Origin of the sequence: Pseudomonas sp. IT-P294 (assembly GCF_949767865.1) — a bacterium.
Classification (GTDB): domain Bacteria; phylum Pseudomonadota; class Gammaproteobacteria; order Pseudomonadales; family Pseudomonadaceae; genus Aquipseudomonas.
The window spans coordinates 194001-210596 of record NZ_CATKQW010000022.1; the positions used below are offsets into that span (position 1 = coordinate 194001).

Below are 16596 nucleotides of genomic sequence, written 5' to 3' on the forward strand. Positions count from 1 at the left end.
ATTTATGATCTGGAGCAGTTTGGTAAGGGCATTGGCTTGTGTATGCTCCGTCCACGTTTCGGGCTCATGCTCATCATTATAAGAACAAGAACATTGCCTATGACCCTCAGCTCCGACCTGTCGGGCCCTTCTGTGGAGCCCCGGGTTATCCGTAAACAGTACGCCATGGAAATGGCGGTCGAGCGCACACGCCTGCTTTACCAGGGCTCCCTGCTGCCTACGCTGTTCATGCTGATCAACGGTCTGGTCTGCGCCGCCTTGCTCTGGAGTCCGCAGCGCTACTTCCTGGTCAGTGTCTGGTTGGTCTGGCTGTTGTCGCTGGTGGCCTTGCGCGTGATTCAAGTCGCGGCCTTTGATTCAGCCATTCCCAACCGTCAGGCGCATCCGGTCTGGCGTCGCATGTTCCTGCTGGGTTCTGCCATGACTGGCCTGACCCTGGCTGGCGCCGGTATCGCTTTGGTGCCCGCGGACAATTTCATCCAGCAAGCCTGGGTGTTCGGCCTGATCGGCGCCGCCGCACTGTCGGCCAGCGTGGCCTATGCAGTCAGCCTTCCGGCGTTCCTGTCCTTTACCTTGCCTTGTCTGTTGCCGGCCATTGCCTACCTGTTCTGGGGCGGCGATGAGCAGGAGCACGGATGGGGTTGGTTCGGATTGATATTGTTGGGCGCGCTGAGCGTGGTTGCCTGGCAGGTCAATCGACTCATCGACAACGGTTTGCTGCGACGTTTCCAGAATCAAGCCTTGATCGAACACTTGCAGCAGGCCCAGAGCTGCGGAGACCAGCTCAATCACGAATTGGCCAAAGAGATCGATCAGCGTCGGTGTGCCGAGGACAAATTGCGCGAAGCCCAGGTCGAGCTGGAAAACCGCGTTGCCCAGCGCAGCCTTGAACTGGACGCTGCCAACCAGGCCTTGAGCAAGAGCGAAGCACGATTGGCGTTGGCGCTGAAGGCCAGTGAGCTTGGCTTGTGGGACTGGAACCTGCAAACCGATGAAGTCCATCACACCCAGCTTCAGGAGTTGTTTGGCCTGGCGCCGGAATTCGTGACCGCGATGCTCAGCCACCTCAAGCCGCGCCTGCATCCAGAGGACTTGCCGGCGCTTCGACGTGCCCTGGTCGAACATTTGAAAGGCCGTAGCGAGGATTACCAGATCGAATACCGCGTTCGGCATGGCGACGGCCATTGGGTCTGGATCGAGGACCGTGGCCGTGCGGTTGAGCGCAGCGAAAGCGGTCGGGTGATCCGCATGGTCGGCACCCGACGCGACATCAGCGCGAGCAAGGGCCAGGAAGAACAGCGCCAACTGGCGGCGACGGTGTTCGAGGCGGCCAGCGAAGGCATCGTGATTTTCGACCCAAATTACGCGTTGATTGCGATTAACCAGGCCTTCAGTCGTGTCACCGGTTACGACATCGAAGACATGCTCGGACGTAACGTTGTCGAGTTACCGTGCAGTCGGGATGCCCGCCGGCACTATAGCGCCATCCATCAGGCCCTGGAGCAGCACGGCACCTGGCAGGGTGAGTTGGTAGAGACGCGCAAGAACGGCGAGCTCTACCCGCAGTGGCTGCAACTTAACGCCGTGCGCGATGCTCGGGGAAATGTGAGTCATATTGTCGGCTTCTTCGCTGATTTGTCGGCCCGGCGCGAATCAGAAGAGCGCATGCGCTACCTGACTCACTACGACGAACTGACCGGCCTGGCCAACCGTTCGTTGTTCCGTGAACGGCTGCGAGACGCTCATCAGCGGGTGCGCCAGGGCGGACGTCGAAGTCTGGCGCTGCTGCACATCAACCTGGATCGTTTCAAGCTGCTCAACGCCAGTCTCGGCCATGAAGTCGCCGACCAGCTTCTGCAAAAAATGGCCCGTCGATTGGTCAATGCGCTGCCAGAAGCGGACACCATCGCCCGGCTTTCCGGTGACGAGTTTGCAGTGCTGTTCGATGCCTATGGCAACCTGTCGAGCCTGGCGCGGGTGGCGACCCGCTTGTGCGCCAAACTGCGTTTGCCGATTACTGTCGACGGGCATGAACTGGTAGTCAGCGCGTCCATGGGCATCAGCATGTTGCCGGACAACGCCCGGGAGATTTCCGCGCTGGTCAGCCAATCCAACATTGCCATGCAACATGCCAAGCACTTGGGCGGCAACAACTTCCAGTTCTATACCGAAAGCCTGCAGGCCAGCACGCTCGAACGTCTGCAGCTGGAAAACCAGCTGCGCAAAGCCGTCGAAGAAAAGCAGCTGCAAGTCTATTACCAACCAAAACTCTGCCTCGCCACGGGCCGCCTGAATGCCGCGGAAGCGCTGGTGCGTTGGGACCACCCGACCATGGGCCGGGTGCCGCCGGGGGAGTTCATCGGTCTGGCCGAGGAAACCGGGTTGATCGGCCCAATCGGCGAGTTCGTCTTGCGCCAAGCCTGTTGGCAGGCCTGCGAATGGCAGCGCCAGGGGCTTGAGCCGATTCGCGTGTCGGTCAATTTGTCGGTGCATCAATTGCGCCAGGGCAAGCTGGTCAGCCTGGTGCGGCAGGTGCTGGAAGAAACCGGTCTGGCGCCGCATTGCCTGGAGCTCGAACTGACCGAAAGCCAGTTGCTCGACAGCGTCGAACACATCATCGCGACGTTCCAGCAGTTGCGTGACCTGGGCGTGAAACTGGCGATTGACGATTTCGGCACCGGGTATTCTTCCCTGAGTTACCTCAAACGTATTCCAGTGGATTACGTGAAGATCGATCAGGCGTTCATTCGCGGTCTGGGGCAGGGCAGCGAAGATGCGGCGATCACTCGGGCAATCATTGCCATGGCGCATGGCTTGTCACTGAAGGTCGTGGCTGAGGGCGTGGAGCGGGCAGAGCAACTGGAGTTTTTGAAAGCCGAGCACTGTGATGAAGTGCAGGGTTATTTGATCAGCCGCCCAGTAGAGGCTGATGACTTGGCCGCACTGTTGCGCCTTGACACGGCACTGTAAGAGCTTGCGGCAACTGCCAAAGGGTCCCGAAGGGCTACATGGAGCGCATGTGGCGTGGAATGGGGACATCGAGTTACGCATTGAGCAGGCAAAAAGCCGATTCATGTAGTATAACTACAAACTTGCTACATCCCCGGCACCTGCCAATAACAAAGAGTCCAGCCCTTTGAATCTGCTGCAACACATCGCCCAGTCACGCCACCTCTTACGCAAGTCGGAGCTCAAGGTCGCCGACCACGTGCTGCTTGATCCTGCGGCGGTGATGCACAGCTCCATGGCCGACCTGGCCCACAGCGTGGGCATCAGCGAGCCGACCATCGTGCGCTTCTGCCGTGCCATCGGTTGCTCGGGTTTCCAGGACTTGAAACTGAAGCTGGCGCAAAGCCTTGCGGCGGGCGCGAGCTTCGGCCAGTTCGCCATCCATGAAGACGATTCGGTCGCCGACTACAGCCTGAAAATCTTCGACACCACCCTGCACACCCTGATGGAGGTTCGCGAGAAGCTCGATCCGGTGGAATTGCAACGGGCCGTGTCGCTGATGTCCCAGGCCCAGCGCGTCGAATTCTATGGTTTTGGTGCTTCGGGTGCAGTGGCGGCGGATGCCCAGCACAAATTCTTCCGCTTGCTGCTGACGGCGGCGGCGTACTCCGATCCGCACATGCAGGCGATGTCGGCGGTGACGTTGAAGCCGACAGACGTGGCGATCTGCATTTCCCAGTCCGGTCGTTCCAAGGATCTGTTGATCACCGCTAACCTGGTGCGCGAAAGCGGCGCCTCGCTGATCACTTTATGCCCGAGCCAGACACCGTTGGCCGAGCTGTCGACCGTCAACCTGGCGATCGATGTGCACGAAGACACCGAAATCTACACCCCGCTGACGTCGCGCATTGCCCACCTGGTGGTGATCGACGTGTTGGCGATGGGCGTGGCCATGGCGCGCGGGCCGAGCCTGGTCAATCACCTCAAGAGCGTCAAGCGCAGCCTTCGCAGCTTGCGGCTGTCGCCAAAGTCGGTGAAGGCGCTGGACGACTGACGACTGACGTCGTCGTAAGGTCGTTCCGACCTTAATCGCGAGCGGGCTCGCTCCCACATTTGACCGCGTTCTCCTGCCGAACGCTGTTCTCCTGTGTGCGAGCCTGCTCGCGATGGCGTCTTCGAGAGCACCGAAGATTCACATCCCTGTAATCCCTTCGCCGCCAAACCGTCATCCCCTGCGCCTATCTTGAAACTCCCGTAATCGCCTTGGGAGACTCGAAATGGCCCAGCCCTACGAAGAACGCAACAGCGCCGTCAAAACCCGTCGTCAGCAGGAAGATCAGCGCCGCATGGAGTTCCGTCGCGCTATCGAAGATCGCTGCGAACGCCGTCAGCTGCTGGCCGAGATCGGCGATCTTCCCGCCGATCTGGAACTCAACTACTGGCAGGCAGCTCCCGCAATTTCCCGTCGAAGCGCTCAACCAACGCGCTGATCTGCACCCGTTCGCTGCGGATAAACGCAAGGAATGCGTGGGCCACCGGCGACAGTCGTTTGGCCTTGGCCTGTACCAGGCACCAGCTGCGATACAGCGGCAGTTCTTCGACCGGCAGCTCGATCAATCCGCCGGTCGCCAACTCAAGGTTCAGGGCGTGGCGCGTCAACAGCGCGACGCCCAGACCCGCCAGTACACATTCACGCTGGGCTTCAGCCGAGGAAACCTCCTGCGTCTGGTTGAAGTGCACACGCTTTTCCTTGAAATACTCTTCGCACGCCAATCGCGTTCCTGAGCCGGGTTCGCGCAGCAACAACGTGTAAGGTTCAAGGTCCTGCAAGCGCAGAGGCCCCATGTGGCACAGCGGATGATCCGGCGGTGCCACGGCCACGATCGGGTTGTTGAGGAACGGCAGAAACTCCAGCCCCATGTCCTGCGGCACCATGGACATGATCACCAGGTCGTCGCGGTTATCAGACAGTCGACGGATTACCTGTCCTCGGTTGACCACCGTCAGTTGCAAATTCACTTCCGGATGCTGGCGCTTGAACGCAGCAAACAGGTGCGGCACGAAATACTTGGCGCTGGACTCGACCGCCAGTTTCAACTGACCCTGCAGCGAACCCTGCATATCCGAAAGCTGCATGTCGAGGTTTTCCAGGCGTCCGAAAATGTCCCGACTGGCTCGCTGTAGTGCTTCTGCCGCCTCCGTCATGTAGAGTTTTTTGCCAACATAGTCGAACAGAGGCTGGCCAATCAGCTCTTCGAGTTGACGAATCTGTAGGCTGACGGCCGGTTGTGTGAGGGACATTTCGTCGGCCGCACGGCTGTAGGACCTCAAATCACAGACTTCATTGAAAATCTGCAATTGACGCAATGTCATACGCATCAAGGACTTACGCATTTTTTGTAGTCTCTGCTCGCAGGCTGATGACTCAACTATAAGTCTTTACTTATGCCTAACCCAATTATTAATCATTTTTGTTAATCCCTTGTGGGGGCTAGTGTGGGGCTGCGACTAAATTGAAACATTTAGTCACGCGTCGACCTGGTCTAGCAGGTTGTGGGTACCACCGGCTCAAGGGAACCTCCAAGTGATAAAAAAGATCCTGATCGCCAACCGTGGTGAGATTGCCGTACGAATCGTGCGTGCCTGCGCCGAGATGGGCATTCGCTCGGTCGCGATTTATTCCGACGCCGACCGCCATGCCTTGCATGTGAAGCGCGCGGATGAGGCCCACAGCATTGGTGCCGAGCCATTGGCTGGTTACCTGAATGCACGCAAGCTGGTGAATCTGGCGGTAGAGACCGGTTGCGATGCGCTGCACCCCGGCTATGGATTCCTTTCGGAAAACGCCGAGCTGGCAGACATCTGCGCCGAGCGCGGTATCAAATTCATTGGTCCATCGGCTGAAGTTATTCGCCGCATGGGCGACAAGACCGAAGCACGCCGCAGCATGATCAAGGCGGGCGTACCGGTCACTCCAGGCACCGAAGGCAACGTCGCGGATATCGAGGAAGCCTTGGTCGAAGGCGACCGTATTGGTTATCCGGTGATGCTCAAGGCGACTTCCGGTGGTGGTGGTCGCGGTATCCGTCGCTGCGACAGCCGTGAAGAACTTGAACAGGCTTTCCCCCGAGTGATTTCCGAAGCCACGAAGGCCTTCGGTTCCGCGGAAGTGTTCCTGGAAAAGTGCATCGTCAATCCGAAACACATCGAAGCGCAGATCCTCGGCGACAGCTTTGGCAACGTGGTGCACCTGTTCGAGCGTGATTGCTCGATCCAGCGCCGCAACCAGAAGCTCATCGAAATCGCCCCGAGCCCGCAACTGACCCCGGAACAGCGCGCCTATATCGGCGACCTGTCGGTGCGTGCAGCCAAGGCCGTGGGTTATGAGAACGCCGGCACCGTGGAGTTCCTGCTCGCCGAGGGCGAGGTGTACTTCATGGAGATGAACACCCGGGTCCAGGTGGAGCACACCATCACCGAAGAAATCACCGGCATCGACATTGTGCGTGAGCAGATCCGCATTGCGTCCGGCCTGCCGCTTTCGGTGAAACAGGAAGACATTCAGCACCGCGGTTTCGCGTTGCAATTCCGGATTAACGCCGAAGACCCGAAAAACAACTTCCTGCCGAGCTTCGGCAAGATCACCCGCTACTACGCCCCTGGCGGCCCTGGCGTACGTACCGACACGGCGATCTACACCGGCTACACCATTCCGCCGTTCTACGATTCGATGTGCCTGAAACTGGTGGTGTGGGCGTTGACCTGGGAAGAAGCGATGGACCGTGGCTTGCGCGCCCTCGACGACATGCGTCTGCAAGGGGTCAAGACCACCGCCGCGTACTACCAGGAAATCCTGCGTAACCCGGAATTCCGTAGCGGCCAGTTCAATACCAGCTTCGTTGAAAGCCACCCTGAACTGACCAACTACTCGATCAAGCGCAAACCCGAAGAGCTGGCCCTGGCCATCGCCGCCGCCATCGCCGCCCACGCAGGCCTGTGAGGAAAAGAACAATGAGCAACTCTCAACCTACAAAGCGTATCCACGTAACCGACACGGTCCTGCGCGACGCCCATCAATCGCTGCTCGCCACCCGCATGCGCACCGAAGACATGCTGCCGATCTGCGACAAGCTCGATAAAGTCGGCTACTGGTCGCTGGAATGCTGGGGCGGCGCGACCTTCGACGCCTGCGTACGCTTCCTGAAAGAAGACCCGTGGGAGCGCCTGCGTCAACTGCGCGCGGCGTTGCCTAACACGCGCCTGCAAATGCTCCTGCGTGGCCAGAACCTGCTGGGCTACCGCCACTACAGCGATGATGTGGTCAGAGCCTTCGTCGCCAAGGCCGCCGTCAACGGCATCGACGTGTTCCGCATCTTCGACGCGATGAACGACGTGCGTAACCTGCGCGTGGCCATCGAAGCCGTGAAAGCCGCTGGCAAACACGCCCAGGGCACCATCGCTTACACCACCAGCCCGGTGCACACCATTGAGGCCTTTGTGGCTCAAGCCAAGCAAATGGAAGCCATGGGTTGCGACTCGGTCGCGATCAAGGACATGGCTGGCTTGCTGACGCCGTACGCCACCGGCGAACTGGTCAAGGCATTGAAGTCCGAGCAATCGCTGCCGGTCTTCATCCACTCCCACGACACGGCTGGCCTGGCCACAATGTGCCAACTCAAGGCCATCGAAAACGGTGCTGATCATATCGACACCGCTATTTCCAGCATGGCCTCGGGCACCAGCCACCCCGGCACTGAGTCGATGGTTGCCGCCCTTAAAGGCACCGAGTTCGACACCGGTCTGAATCTGGAACTGCTCCAGGAGATCGGCCTGTACTTCTACGCCGTGCGCAAGAAGTACCACCAGTTCGAAAGCGAATTCACCGCCGTCGACACCCGCGTTCAAGTCAACCAGGTACCGGGCGGGATGATCTCCAACCTGGCCAACCAGTTGAAAGAGCAGGGCGCACTGAACCGTATGGGCGAAGTGCTGGCCGAAATCCCGCGCGTTCGTGAGGACCTCGGCTTCCCGCCGCTGGTGACTCCGACTTCGCAGATCGTCGGCACCCAGGCGTTCTTCAACGTGCTGGCCGGCGAGCGCTACAAGACCATCACCAACGAAGTGAAGCTCTACCTGCAAGGCGGCTACGGTAAAGCGCCGGGCACCGTGAACGAGAAATTGCGTCGCCAGGCGATCGGCAGCGAAGAGGTGATCGACGTCCGTCCAGCTGACCTGCTCAAGCCTGAAATGGCCAAGCTGCGCGCTGAAATCGGTGCCGTGGCCAAGTCTGAAGAAGACGTGCTGACCTACGCCATGTTCCCGGACATCGGCCGTAAGTTCCTCGAAGAACGCGCTGCCGGCACCCTGACTCCAGAAGTGCTGTTGCCGATTCCTGAAGCGGGCGGCGTGGCCTCGGCCGGCGGCGAAGGCGTGCCGACCGAGTTCGTCATCGACGTCCACGGCGAAACCTACCGCGTCGACATCACCGGTGTTGGCGTGAAGGCCGAAGGCAAGCGTCACTTCTACCTGTCCATCGACGGCATGCCGGAAGAAGTGGTGTTCGAGCCGCTCAATGAATTCGTCAGCGGCGGCAGCAGCAAGCGCAAGCAAGCCACTGCACCGGGCCACGTCAGCACCACCATGCCGGGCAACATCGTCGACGTGCTGGTCAAGGAAGGCGATTCCGTGAAAGCCGGGCAAGCCGTGCTGATCACCGAAGCGATGAAGATGGAAACCGAAGTCCAATCGGCCATCGCCGGCAAAGTCACCGCCATCCACGTGGCCAAGGGCGACCGGGTGAATCCGGGCGAAATCCTGATCGAGATCGAAGGCTGAGTTAACAGCCTCGATTGACCGCTTTAAACCTCGGGGGGGCATGTGCTCCCCTTTTTTTTCGCCCGGGATTTGTGGCTTAGAAATTCATCCGCCATTGACCTGTTACGCCATGGTTTCGGCTGTCGGTGCCGAACTCACCATTAAGGCCGACGCCAAGCGTATGGTTCGCCGATAGCCCAAGGTCCAGTCCCGCATCGACCAGCAAGCTGTCCCGATCCAGCGGTGCACCGTAAACGCTGTAGTTTTTTCCGCCTGTTACCAGTCGCTGACGGGTATCGCTGTAGACGTCTGCGTAGGTGTGCTTCCAGCCGGCACTGAATCGTGGGGTCAGTTGCATGCCGTTATCCAGGGTGTTGATCTTCGCCAGCCGCAAGCCGAATGTGCTGTTCAGGTTGTTTTGAGTCTGGCCCTGGACCTTCAATGCGGCGGCGCCACCTTTTTCGGTGTAGCCGTCACGCTGATAGCGTTGGTAACCCAGGCTGGCGAACGGTTCGATGCTGACGTTGGCACGGCCCAGGTTGTAACCCACTTCAGCGAAGGCCTGTTGGGTGCTGGCATCGTAGTGACCTAGCGGACGGTCGCTGAAACCGTTGAAGGCAACACGGCGTTGGGTGCTGCCATCGTGATTGCTGTAGGTCGCGCCCAGGCGTAGCGCCACAGGACCGTTCTGGCGCTGGGCGTAGGCACCCAGATGCCAGCTGTCGAGATCGCCGTCGAGATCACGGCTGTCCAGGCGAGTGTCGGATTTGCCAGCCATCACGCCGATACGCCATTGCTCATCGATGCGCCAATCGGCGCCCATCACCAAGCCTTGGGTGGAATGTTTCAGAGGGTCGTAGTCGCGATCCAGCGTTCCGCCATGACCAAGTGCCTGTAACCAGATTCTGCTGTTTTGTTCACTGCCTGCGGCTATGCGCGGAGAATTCTTCTGATTGCCAAAGCCTGCCGCACTGTCCAGTTGGCGCATGGCCGAGAGCAGGGTTGTGCTGATCGGACTGTCGCTGTTGAGGGTTGCCTTAGCGAGGTTGGCGTTGTTGCTACCGGCCAGTTGCTCGATTGCATGAGAGGCGGTTTGTATATCGGCGCCGAGCAGCGCGACGACAGCGGCATTGGTGGGCGTGGCGGGTTGTGCTGGCGAGGGGGCGGGGTTTGCTGCTGTCGCAAGAGCTGGGGCGGTGACAGGCGTATCAGCGCCTGTGGGTGGAGTCAGCGCTTCAACGACGAGGGGAGCATTCTCAGGTGCAGTCTGCGCTTGCGTTATGTCGATCGGCTCTTCAACGCTTTGGGCGAATTCCTCCCCGTTCTCGGTGATTGCAAAAGACTCGATAGGCACGTCGTTACGGGTAAGGATCAGATCGACTTTCTGCTCTTCGTATTCAACCTTGGGCGTTAAAAACGCAAGGTTACTGAGGACCTTTCCAAATTCCCCTTCGACTCTATTGGCTAAAAGAATGGTGTTTGCGCTGACGGTTGGATAGTCGCCCGATGACGCAACAATGTTCAGCGTCGCGTCCCCCAGACTGGCGGTGCCGTCGACTACAACCGTTGCACTTTTGCGGTCGGCGTCGACCTCGTAGGTCAGCTCGGCCGTTTTGGAAAGCCTCAGATCGCCCGACACTGTCGGCGCACCGTGAATCTTGTCGACGGAGAAACGGCCGTTGACCTGCAAGGCCCCAACTCGACCATTGCCGGCAAAAACACCTTTTTCATCCACAAGGACCTCGCCCACGACAGTCCCCGAGTTGGTCAGGGTGCCACCTGATTGCACCGTTACGTTGCCCCAGATCTTGCCAGTGTTGACAAGAGAACCCTGGATCAACGCTCCTCCTTCGATACCCCCGTCATTGATGAGTGTTGCCCGGGAGCGCACCCATACACCCGTTTTGAAGTCATTTGGACTGTTCACGGTCCACGTGCTTCGTTTGAGTTCCAGGCCTTCGAAGTTGCGACTCTCGCCCAGCGTGCCGCCACTTGCCGTATCAAGCTGCAGGAAATTGGTCCCGCCACGACCGTCAACAACGCCGGTAAGGGATCCTCGGCCAGATACGGTGACAAGGTCGTTTCCTTCGCTGAAAGCCCGGTTAAACCCGTCTACTGCTCTGGTTATGGAAGTCTTGGTTGTGTCGGGGTGGTTGATAAAAGCCTCGAGCTGCGCGGTGAGCTGCTCCGGTGTTTCAGAAGAAGGAGTGCCGGCATCGACGACTGTCTGCTGGGCATATGAAAAATCAGTGCAACCCACTGCCAGCGCAATGGCCAGCGCCAAGTGATGTGGACGGTATCTGTGTTGAGCGAACATTGAGTTTTGCCTCTATTGAAAGAGGAAAACTCTAAAGAGAGCGCTTGATTGCCGATGTCAGGCGTTTCTGGTGGGTGTGCAGGTGGTGTCAAATAGTCGTGTCGAAAAGGGCGAGTCGCCGGGTAACAGCGGTTTTTTAGCCCGTCGAATCGACGACCTTTCTCACAACTCATCGAGACATTGCCGGCTATCGCAAAATCAGAAACTCATGCCCAGTGCCGAAGTTGCCGATATCTGCATTATTTTGCGTTCCATACGAACAATGAGTTCCGAAAATGCATTTTATTGCGTTTTTTGGTTCGCTTGCCTTGAGATAAATGCACTATATTGCACCTGTGGGCCAAAATAGCTCTTGAAAATGCATTTAAATGCAGGTGATGACGGTATGTACACCCTGACGTTACAGATATTCGCCGAAGGAATTTGGCACGACGCAATGGGCTTAAACTTCGACAGCCCGGAAAAAGGTTTCGAGAGTCGATGTGATTTCGGCTACGAAACGCCCTATCTCGTCGAAAGCATTGAAGATATTGGATCATCCTTTGCCAAGGCAGTAAGTGCCAGGTTTCCTCTGGACTTCGAGGGTAAGCGGTCTAACGCGCCAGCCTTTCTGCATGACATTGCTCCTGCCGGCGCAGCCAAGAGGTTTCTTCTGGCACACCTAGGTCGCGACAAACCTGCTGACGTCAGTGCCGACCTTTATTTACTGGCCAGAAGCACTCCGGCACCGATTGGCAATATGCGCATAAAGGAATCCGCCGAGGCAGTAGATCAGCGCGAGCCTATAGGGTTTAAACGCCAGGACGTCATTAGTCGTGATAACCGGTTTCTCGAATATGCCTATGAGCAGGGCGCAGCAATTGGGGGGGCTACGGGGGCTGGTGGCGAGGCGCCAAAACTTTTGTTGGCTCAGGGTAAGGATGGAAATTTATATCCCGACGCAGTATTGGGCGACGCAGCGGTCACCCAGCACTGGTTCGTGAAATTTTCTCGTAGTAAAGGAACCCGCAACGATCAGGACATCCTCAGGAGTGAGTACCACTACTACAAGGCACTACAAAAGCTGGGCATCGAAACGGTGGCAGAACAGGGCTTGGCCTTGGAGGAGGCAACCAAACCTAGCTTGTGGATGCACCGTTTTGATCGACAAGTAACCCCTCAGGGTGTCGAGCGTTTTGCCGTGGAGTCGATCTACTCTCTGGCGCAAATAACCACGCCCGGTAGCCCGATGGACCACATGGAAGTTATCCGGCTGCTTGCGGGACTATGGCGTGATGCGGGGCAGGCGCACCAAATCCCTGATCTCGTTGCTGACTACCTGCGTCGGGATCTGCTCAATAAAATCCTCGGCAACTCAGATAACCACGGGCGCAATACCGCGATCATCCGCGATACGGCCTCGTTTCGCCTGGCACCGATCTACGACTTGGCGCCAATGGTGATGGACGACGAAGGCGTCACAAGAACCACCAAGTGGCCAAAAGAATTGGAGAGGGCTGGGGATGTAAATTGGCGTGGTGTGTGCCAGGCATTGGCCGACATCGCTGATCCGAATGATCCGCTGGCAGCGCTAATTGATTTACCGGGTTCCTTTGAACGCCTGCGGGAAGATGCCAGACACTTGTTGGCACTCCCGGACATTCTGACTGACAGCGGATTGCCCGACGCCACAATGAATCACCCGCGAATTGCATTGAAAAATCTGGAGCAGCGTTTGAAAGAGTGGGACCTGAAATGAGCATGACGGTTGCCGAGCGCACAGTGCTCATAGAAAGCATTCAAGAGGCGCTGGCCCAAGGCACTCTTGAGATTGGTGAGGCAGTCCGTCGCTTGCGGGTGGAAGTCACAGGCCTGCACCAGACCCAGTTTGCCAAGATGTGCAAAGTCTCGGTGCGCACGCTGGTGCATATCGAACATGGGGAAGGGAATCAGACGCTGAAATCGTTGAATTCGGTGTTCCGACCGTTTGGATTAAAGATGGGCGTCGTGCGGGTTCGACGTGATCTCAGCTGAATCGACACTGTTTGTACGCAATGTCGATTGCGCTTGCTCAAGTCAGGCCACCCTATTATCCGAAACTTGAGCTTGCTCGGTGACATTCAAGACGGCATCTACAACATTCGAAGGCTGCGACATTTTGCTAACTACGGCTCAAATACGCCTTCCCGTAATGCCGCTCCATCCTCGCCTGAATCAGCTCCAACCCAATCGACATCACCCAATAAATGATGGCTGCAGTCGTCAGCATCTCGATGTACCGATAGCTTGACCGTCCATACGACTGCGCCAAAAACATCACTTCCCAGACGCCCATCACCGAGATCAGTGACGAGTCCTTGAGCATGGAGATGAATTGATTGGTGGTCGGCGGAATGATGGTGCGCATGGCCTGGGGCAGGGTGACGCGCCAGAAAATCACGGTTTCGCGCATGCCCAGCGCCAGGGAGGCTTCGCGTTGGCCGTGGGGAACGCCGAGGATGCCGGCGCGGAAAATTTCGCTGAGGTAGGCGCCGTAGTTCAGCGACAGGGCGATGATGCCGGCGGCGATGGCGCCTGGGACGATGCCGAGTTGCGGCAGGCCCAGGTAGATCAGCAGGATCTGGATCAGCAGCGGCGTGCCGCGAAAGAACGAGGCGTAGAAGCTTGCGATGCCAAAGGCTACGGCACTTTTCGACAGTCGCGCCAGGGCGGTGATGAAACCCAGCAGTGACGACGTCACGATTGAGCACAGGCACAAAAACAGTGTCAGCGCCGCGCCTTGCAGGAAGCCGTTTGGCGCCAGGTGCAGGCCGATCAGGTTGGGCAGTTTGTCGAGGATGATCGAGAACTTCAGGTCGAAGCTCAGGAAGAAACTGGCGAACAAACCCAGCATCGCGGCCCAGGTCAGGTACAGCCGTGTGCGAAAGCCGAAAACTCGTTGCAGCCGGGATTCAGCCACCGGTTGCGGTGGCTGAGGAGGTGTCGGGAAAGAAGTCATTTGCTGATGTCGGCGCCGATCCATTTTTGCGAGAGCTTGCTCAGGGTGCCGTCCTGTTTCAGTTGCGCAAAGACATCACGCACCTTGGCGTTCCACTGTGCATCGCCCTTTTCGATGGCGACCGAGTTTGGTTCCGAGTACAGCGGCTCGCCGGCCAGCTTGAAGCGCTTGTCTTCGGTCAGCCGTGGTTGCGCGGTGACGAGATTGGTGAGGATCGCATCGAGCCGCACGCCAGCGCCCAGTGCCAAGTCCTGGAACGCTACGTTGTCGGTGTCATACGGTGCGATCTGCACATTTTCAAACGGATACTGCAACTGGGTGTCTTCGGCGCCTTCGATCACCAGGTTTTTGTTCAGATAGCTTTCGTAGCTGGAGGCGCTGGTAAGGCCGACTTTCTTGCCGCTCAGGTCTTTGGCGCTGTGGATACTGTCGTCCTTGGCGTTGACCACGATCACCGCTGGCGAGGCGTAGTACTCGACCGGGAAATCGAAAACTTCGGCGCGGGCCTTGCTCGGGGTCATGGAGCAGACGCAGATGTCGTAGCGCCCGCTCCAGCGGCCAGCGGCGATCACATCCCACGACGGGGTTTCGAGGCGCAGTTTGACGCCCAGTTTATCCGCCACGGCTTTGGCGACATCCACGTCGAAACCGGCGAGTTGGTTTTGCTCATTCAGAAACGAGAAGGGTGGATAGCTCTCCATCAACACGCCCACGAGTTCTTTCTTTTGCTCGATGCGATCCAGCGTAGCGCCGCCAAAGGCTTGGGTGGAGGCAGCCAGAATCGTCAGGCCCAGGGCTAGTAGCGGTTGAATTTTCACAGTCGATCCCTGATAAAAAAATGGTTGTTATTAACCGGATGGTGCGTATTAAATAGTTATAAGGGCAACTCTGGTAGTGAGTTATTTTCATAAGCATATGAGAAAAAAGCATATGGACGCAGCGAATACAGTAATTCTGGATGGCGGCATGGGTCGTGAGTTGCAACGCCGAGGGGCGCCGTTCAGACAACCGGAATGGTCGGCACTGGCCTTGAGCGAAGCGCCGCAAGCGGTGGAAGCGGTGCATGCGGCTTATATCGACTCTGGTGCCGACGTGATCACCAGCAACAGCTATGCGGTGGTGCCGTTTCACATTGGCGAAGAGCGTTTTGCCGCTGAAGGTCAGGCCCTGGCAGCGCTCGCCGGTGAGTTGGCCCGACGTGCCGTCACTGCCTCGGGCAAGGCTGTACGGGTGGCGGGTTCATTACCGCCGCTGTTCGGTTCTTACCGCCCGGATCTGTTCGACGCTGCCCGGGTTAATGAATTGCTGGCTCCGCTGGTGACCGGGCTGGCACCGCATGTCGACCTGTGGCTGGCTGAAACCCAGAGCTCGACTATAGAGGCTCGGGCGATTCACGCGGGGCTGCCAAAGGACGGCAAGCCGTTCTGGCTGTCGTTTACCTTGAAGGATGAAGACACGGACGAAGTGCCGCGTTTACGTTCCGGAGAGCCGGTCGCTGAAGCGGCTGAGGTGGCGGCTGAGTTAGGCGTCGAGACGTTGCTGTTCAACTGCAGCCAGCCGGAAGTGATTGGTGCTGCGATTGATGCCGCGCGGGAAACCTTCGAGCGTTTGGGGGTGAAGATTCACATTGGCGCGTACGCCAATGCCTTCCCGCCGCAACCGAAGGAGGCCACCGCCAACGACGGTCTTGATCCGTTGCGCGAAGACCTCGATCCGCCCGGCTATCTGCACTGGGCGGCGGACTGGAAAGAACGCGGCGCCAGCCATTTGGGAGGCTGCTGTGGAATAGGGCCGGAGCACATCGCAGTGTTGGCCCAGAAACTCGCCTAAAGATCGTTCCCACGCAGAGCGTGGGAAACGCTCGTCAGGTGCGGCACTCGGCGAGAGTTTTCAGCTGCCCTGACTCTGTCTGATTCTCATCGCTCAACCAGCGCTCGAACCCGGCGCCAATCGCCGGCCATTCCGAATCCAGAATCGAGTACCACGCCGTGTCCCGGTTCTGTCCCTTGACCACCATATGCTGGCGGAACACACCTTCAAAACTGAACCCCAAGCGCTCCGCCGCGTACTTGGAGCGGGCGTTGCCGTTGTTGCACTTCCACTCAAGGCGTCGGTAACCCAGCGCGAAACACTCCTTGGCCAGCAAATAAATCGCCTCGGTACTTTTTGGCGAGCGCTGCATCGGCGCGCCGAAGGTTACATGGCCTATTTCGATGCGCCCCTGAGCAGGAACAATCGACATCAGACTGAGGATGCCCTGCACCTCACCACTGGCGCGGTCGATCACGCTGAAGAAATACGGGTCGCTGTTGGCCGCATGATTGTTCAGCCAGTCGTTGAACGCGCTGCGCTCAGGAAAAGGCCCGTACGGCAAATAGTCCCAGAGCTTCGGGTCTGAGCCCGGGCCTTGCAGGGCTTTCCACAAACCATCGGCGTGACGCGCCGGGTCGAGTTTCTCCAGGCGGATGAAACGCCCTTCGAGAATTTGGACCGATGGCGCCGGGACGCCTGTCCAGTTGGCGAGTGAAGTCGACATGTT

At 58.4% G+C, this 16596-nt stretch carries 13 protein-coding genes; 8 read left to right on the top strand and 5 right to left on the bottom strand.

Annotated features, from left to right (window positions below; all coding sequences use genetic code 11):
* The first annotated feature begins 99 nt into the window (after positions 1 to 99).
* From ACM6I0_RS16045 to ACM6I0_RS16055, 3 genes are all read left to right on the top strand, one after another.
* Positions 100 to 2970 carry an EAL domain-containing protein gene (locus ACM6I0_RS16045; RefSeq protein WP_285431573.1) on the top strand — a complete coding sequence of 957 codons (2871 nt, stop codon included), beginning with the start codon at positions 100 to 102 and terminating at the stop codon, positions 2968 to 2970.
* A gap of 166 nt (positions 2971 to 3136) precedes the next feature.
* Positions 3137 to 4003: a transcriptional regulator HexR gene (hexR, locus tag ACM6I0_RS16050; RefSeq protein WP_008027445.1), complete on the top strand. Its 867-nt coding sequence runs from the start codon at positions 3137 to 3139 to the stop codon at positions 4001 to 4003.
* Between the two features lie 223 nt (positions 4004 to 4226).
* The gene (locus ACM6I0_RS16055) at positions 4227 to 4439 is read left to right on the top strand and encodes a PA3496 family putative envelope integrity protein (RefSeq protein WP_090177774.1); all 213 of its coding nucleotides are present in this window, start codon (positions 4227 to 4229) and stop codon (positions 4437 to 4439) included.
* On the opposite strand, the gene ACM6I0_RS16060 is transcribed toward ACM6I0_RS16055, so the two are convergent.
* Positions 4381 to 5343, bottom strand: coding sequence for a LysR family transcriptional regulator (locus ACM6I0_RS16060; protein ID WP_285431576.1), 963 nt, complete (start codon positions 5341 to 5343; stop codon positions 4381 to 4383). The genes ACM6I0_RS16055 and ACM6I0_RS16060 overlap by 59 nt on opposite strands.
* 190 nt (positions 5344 to 5533) lie before the next feature.
* Here ACM6I0_RS16060 and ACM6I0_RS16065 point away from each other — a divergent pair, with 190 nt between their 5' ends.
* Both ACM6I0_RS16065 and oadA read left to right on the top strand, forming a co-directional pair.
* Positions 5534 to 6949 (top strand): acetyl-CoA carboxylase biotin carboxylase subunit, encoded by a 1416-nt coding sequence (locus ACM6I0_RS16065; protein ID WP_033059614.1) that lies wholly within the window; start codon positions 5534 to 5536, stop codon positions 6947 to 6949.
* Positions 6950 to 6960: 11 nt separating this feature from the next.
* Positions 6961 to 8784, top strand: coding sequence for a sodium-extruding oxaloacetate decarboxylase subunit alpha (gene oadA, locus ACM6I0_RS16070; protein WP_414922789.1), 1824 nt, complete (start codon positions 6961 to 6963; stop codon positions 8782 to 8784).
* Positions 8785 to 8860: 76 nt separating this feature from the next.
* Here the strand turns inward: oadA and ACM6I0_RS16075 are convergent, their stop codons facing one another.
* A complete protein-coding gene (locus ACM6I0_RS16075) occupies positions 8861 to 11080 on the bottom strand; it encodes an autotransporter domain-containing protein (protein ID WP_414922790.1) in 2220 nt (739 codons plus the stop codon).
* Between the two features lie 385 nt (positions 11081 to 11465).
* Between ACM6I0_RS16075 and ACM6I0_RS16080 the strand changes: the two genes are divergently transcribed.
* Entirely contained in the window at positions 11466 to 12818 is a 1353-nt protein-coding gene (locus tag ACM6I0_RS16080) for a HipA domain-containing protein (protein WP_414922791.1), read from the top strand.
* Entirely contained in the window at positions 12815 to 13093 is a 279-nt protein-coding gene (locus tag ACM6I0_RS16085; RefSeq protein WP_222589090.1) for a helix-turn-helix domain-containing protein, read from the top strand. Before ACM6I0_RS16080 ends, ACM6I0_RS16085 begins: the two co-directional genes overlap by 4 nt.
* Positions 13094 to 13220: 127 nt before the next feature.
* On the opposite strand, the gene ACM6I0_RS16090 is transcribed toward ACM6I0_RS16085, so the two are convergent.
* Together ACM6I0_RS16090 and ACM6I0_RS16095 are read right to left on the bottom strand one after the other, a co-directional pair.
* Positions 13221 to 14057 carry an amino acid ABC transporter permease gene (locus tag ACM6I0_RS16090; protein WP_414922792.1) on the bottom strand — a complete coding sequence of 279 codons (837 nt, stop codon included), beginning with the start codon at positions 14055 to 14057 and terminating at the stop codon, positions 13221 to 13223.
* Complete coding sequence (locus ACM6I0_RS16095) at positions 14054 to 14875, bottom strand: ABC transporter substrate-binding protein (protein ID WP_414922793.1); 822 nt, start codon at positions 14873 to 14875, stop codon at positions 14054 to 14056. The genes ACM6I0_RS16090 and ACM6I0_RS16095 overlap by 4 nt, the downstream gene beginning before the upstream one ends.
* Positions 14876 to 14987: 112 nt before the next feature.
* On the opposite strand from ACM6I0_RS16095, the gene ACM6I0_RS16100 reads away from it, so the two are divergent.
* Positions 14988 to 15887 carry a homocysteine S-methyltransferase family protein gene (locus ACM6I0_RS16100; RefSeq protein ID WP_414922794.1) on the top strand — a complete coding sequence of 300 codons (900 nt, stop codon included), beginning with the start codon at positions 14988 to 14990 and terminating at the stop codon, positions 15885 to 15887.
* A 34-nt stretch (positions 15888 to 15921) separates the two neighbouring features.
* Here the strand turns inward: ACM6I0_RS16100 and ACM6I0_RS16105 are convergent, their stop codons facing one another.
* Positions 15922 to 16593, bottom strand: a complete 672-nt coding sequence (locus ACM6I0_RS16105; RefSeq protein WP_285431584.1) for a GNAT family N-acetyltransferase — start codon at positions 16591 to 16593, stop codon at positions 15922 to 15924.
* Positions 16594 to 16596: the final 3 nt, after the last annotated feature.

Excerpts from the sequence above, each read along its gene's own strand:
- ACM6I0_RS16045 (WP_285431573.1), top strand. The coding sequence starts at position 100 with ATGACCCTCAGCTCCGACCTGTCGGGCCCTTCTGTGGAGCCCCGGGTT.
- ACM6I0_RS16055 (WP_090177774.1), top strand. The coding sequence starts at position 4,227 with ATGGCCCAGCCCTACGAAGAACGCAACAGCGCCGTCAAAACCCGTCGT.
- ACM6I0_RS16060 (WP_285431576.1), bottom strand. The coding sequence starts at position 5,343 with ATGCGTAAGTCCTTGATGCGTATGACATTGCGTCAATTGCAGATTTTC.
- oadA (WP_414922789.1), top strand. The coding sequence starts at position 6,961 with ATGAGCAACTCTCAACCTACAAAGCGTATCCACGTAACCGACACGGTC.
- ACM6I0_RS16075 (WP_414922790.1), bottom strand. The coding sequence starts at position 11,080 with ATGTTCGCTCAACACAGATACCGTCCACATCACTTGGCGCTGGCCATT.
- ACM6I0_RS16080 (WP_414922791.1), top strand. The coding sequence starts at position 11,466 with ATGTACACCCTGACGTTACAGATATTCGCCGAAGGAATTTGGCACGAC.
- ACM6I0_RS16085 (WP_222589090.1), top strand. The coding sequence starts at position 12,815 with ATGAGCATGACGGTTGCCGAGCGCACAGTGCTCATAGAAAGCATTCAA.
- ACM6I0_RS16090 (WP_414922792.1), bottom strand. The coding sequence starts at position 14,057 with ATGACTTCTTTCCCGACACCTCCTCAGCCACCGCAACCGGTGGCTGAA.
- ACM6I0_RS16100 (WP_414922794.1), top strand. The coding sequence starts at position 14,988 with ATGGACGCAGCGAATACAGTAATTCTGGATGGCGGCATGGGTCGTGAG.
- ACM6I0_RS16105 (WP_285431584.1), bottom strand. The coding sequence starts at position 16,593 with ATGTCGACTTCACTCGCCAACTGGACAGGCGTCCCGGCGCCATCGGTC.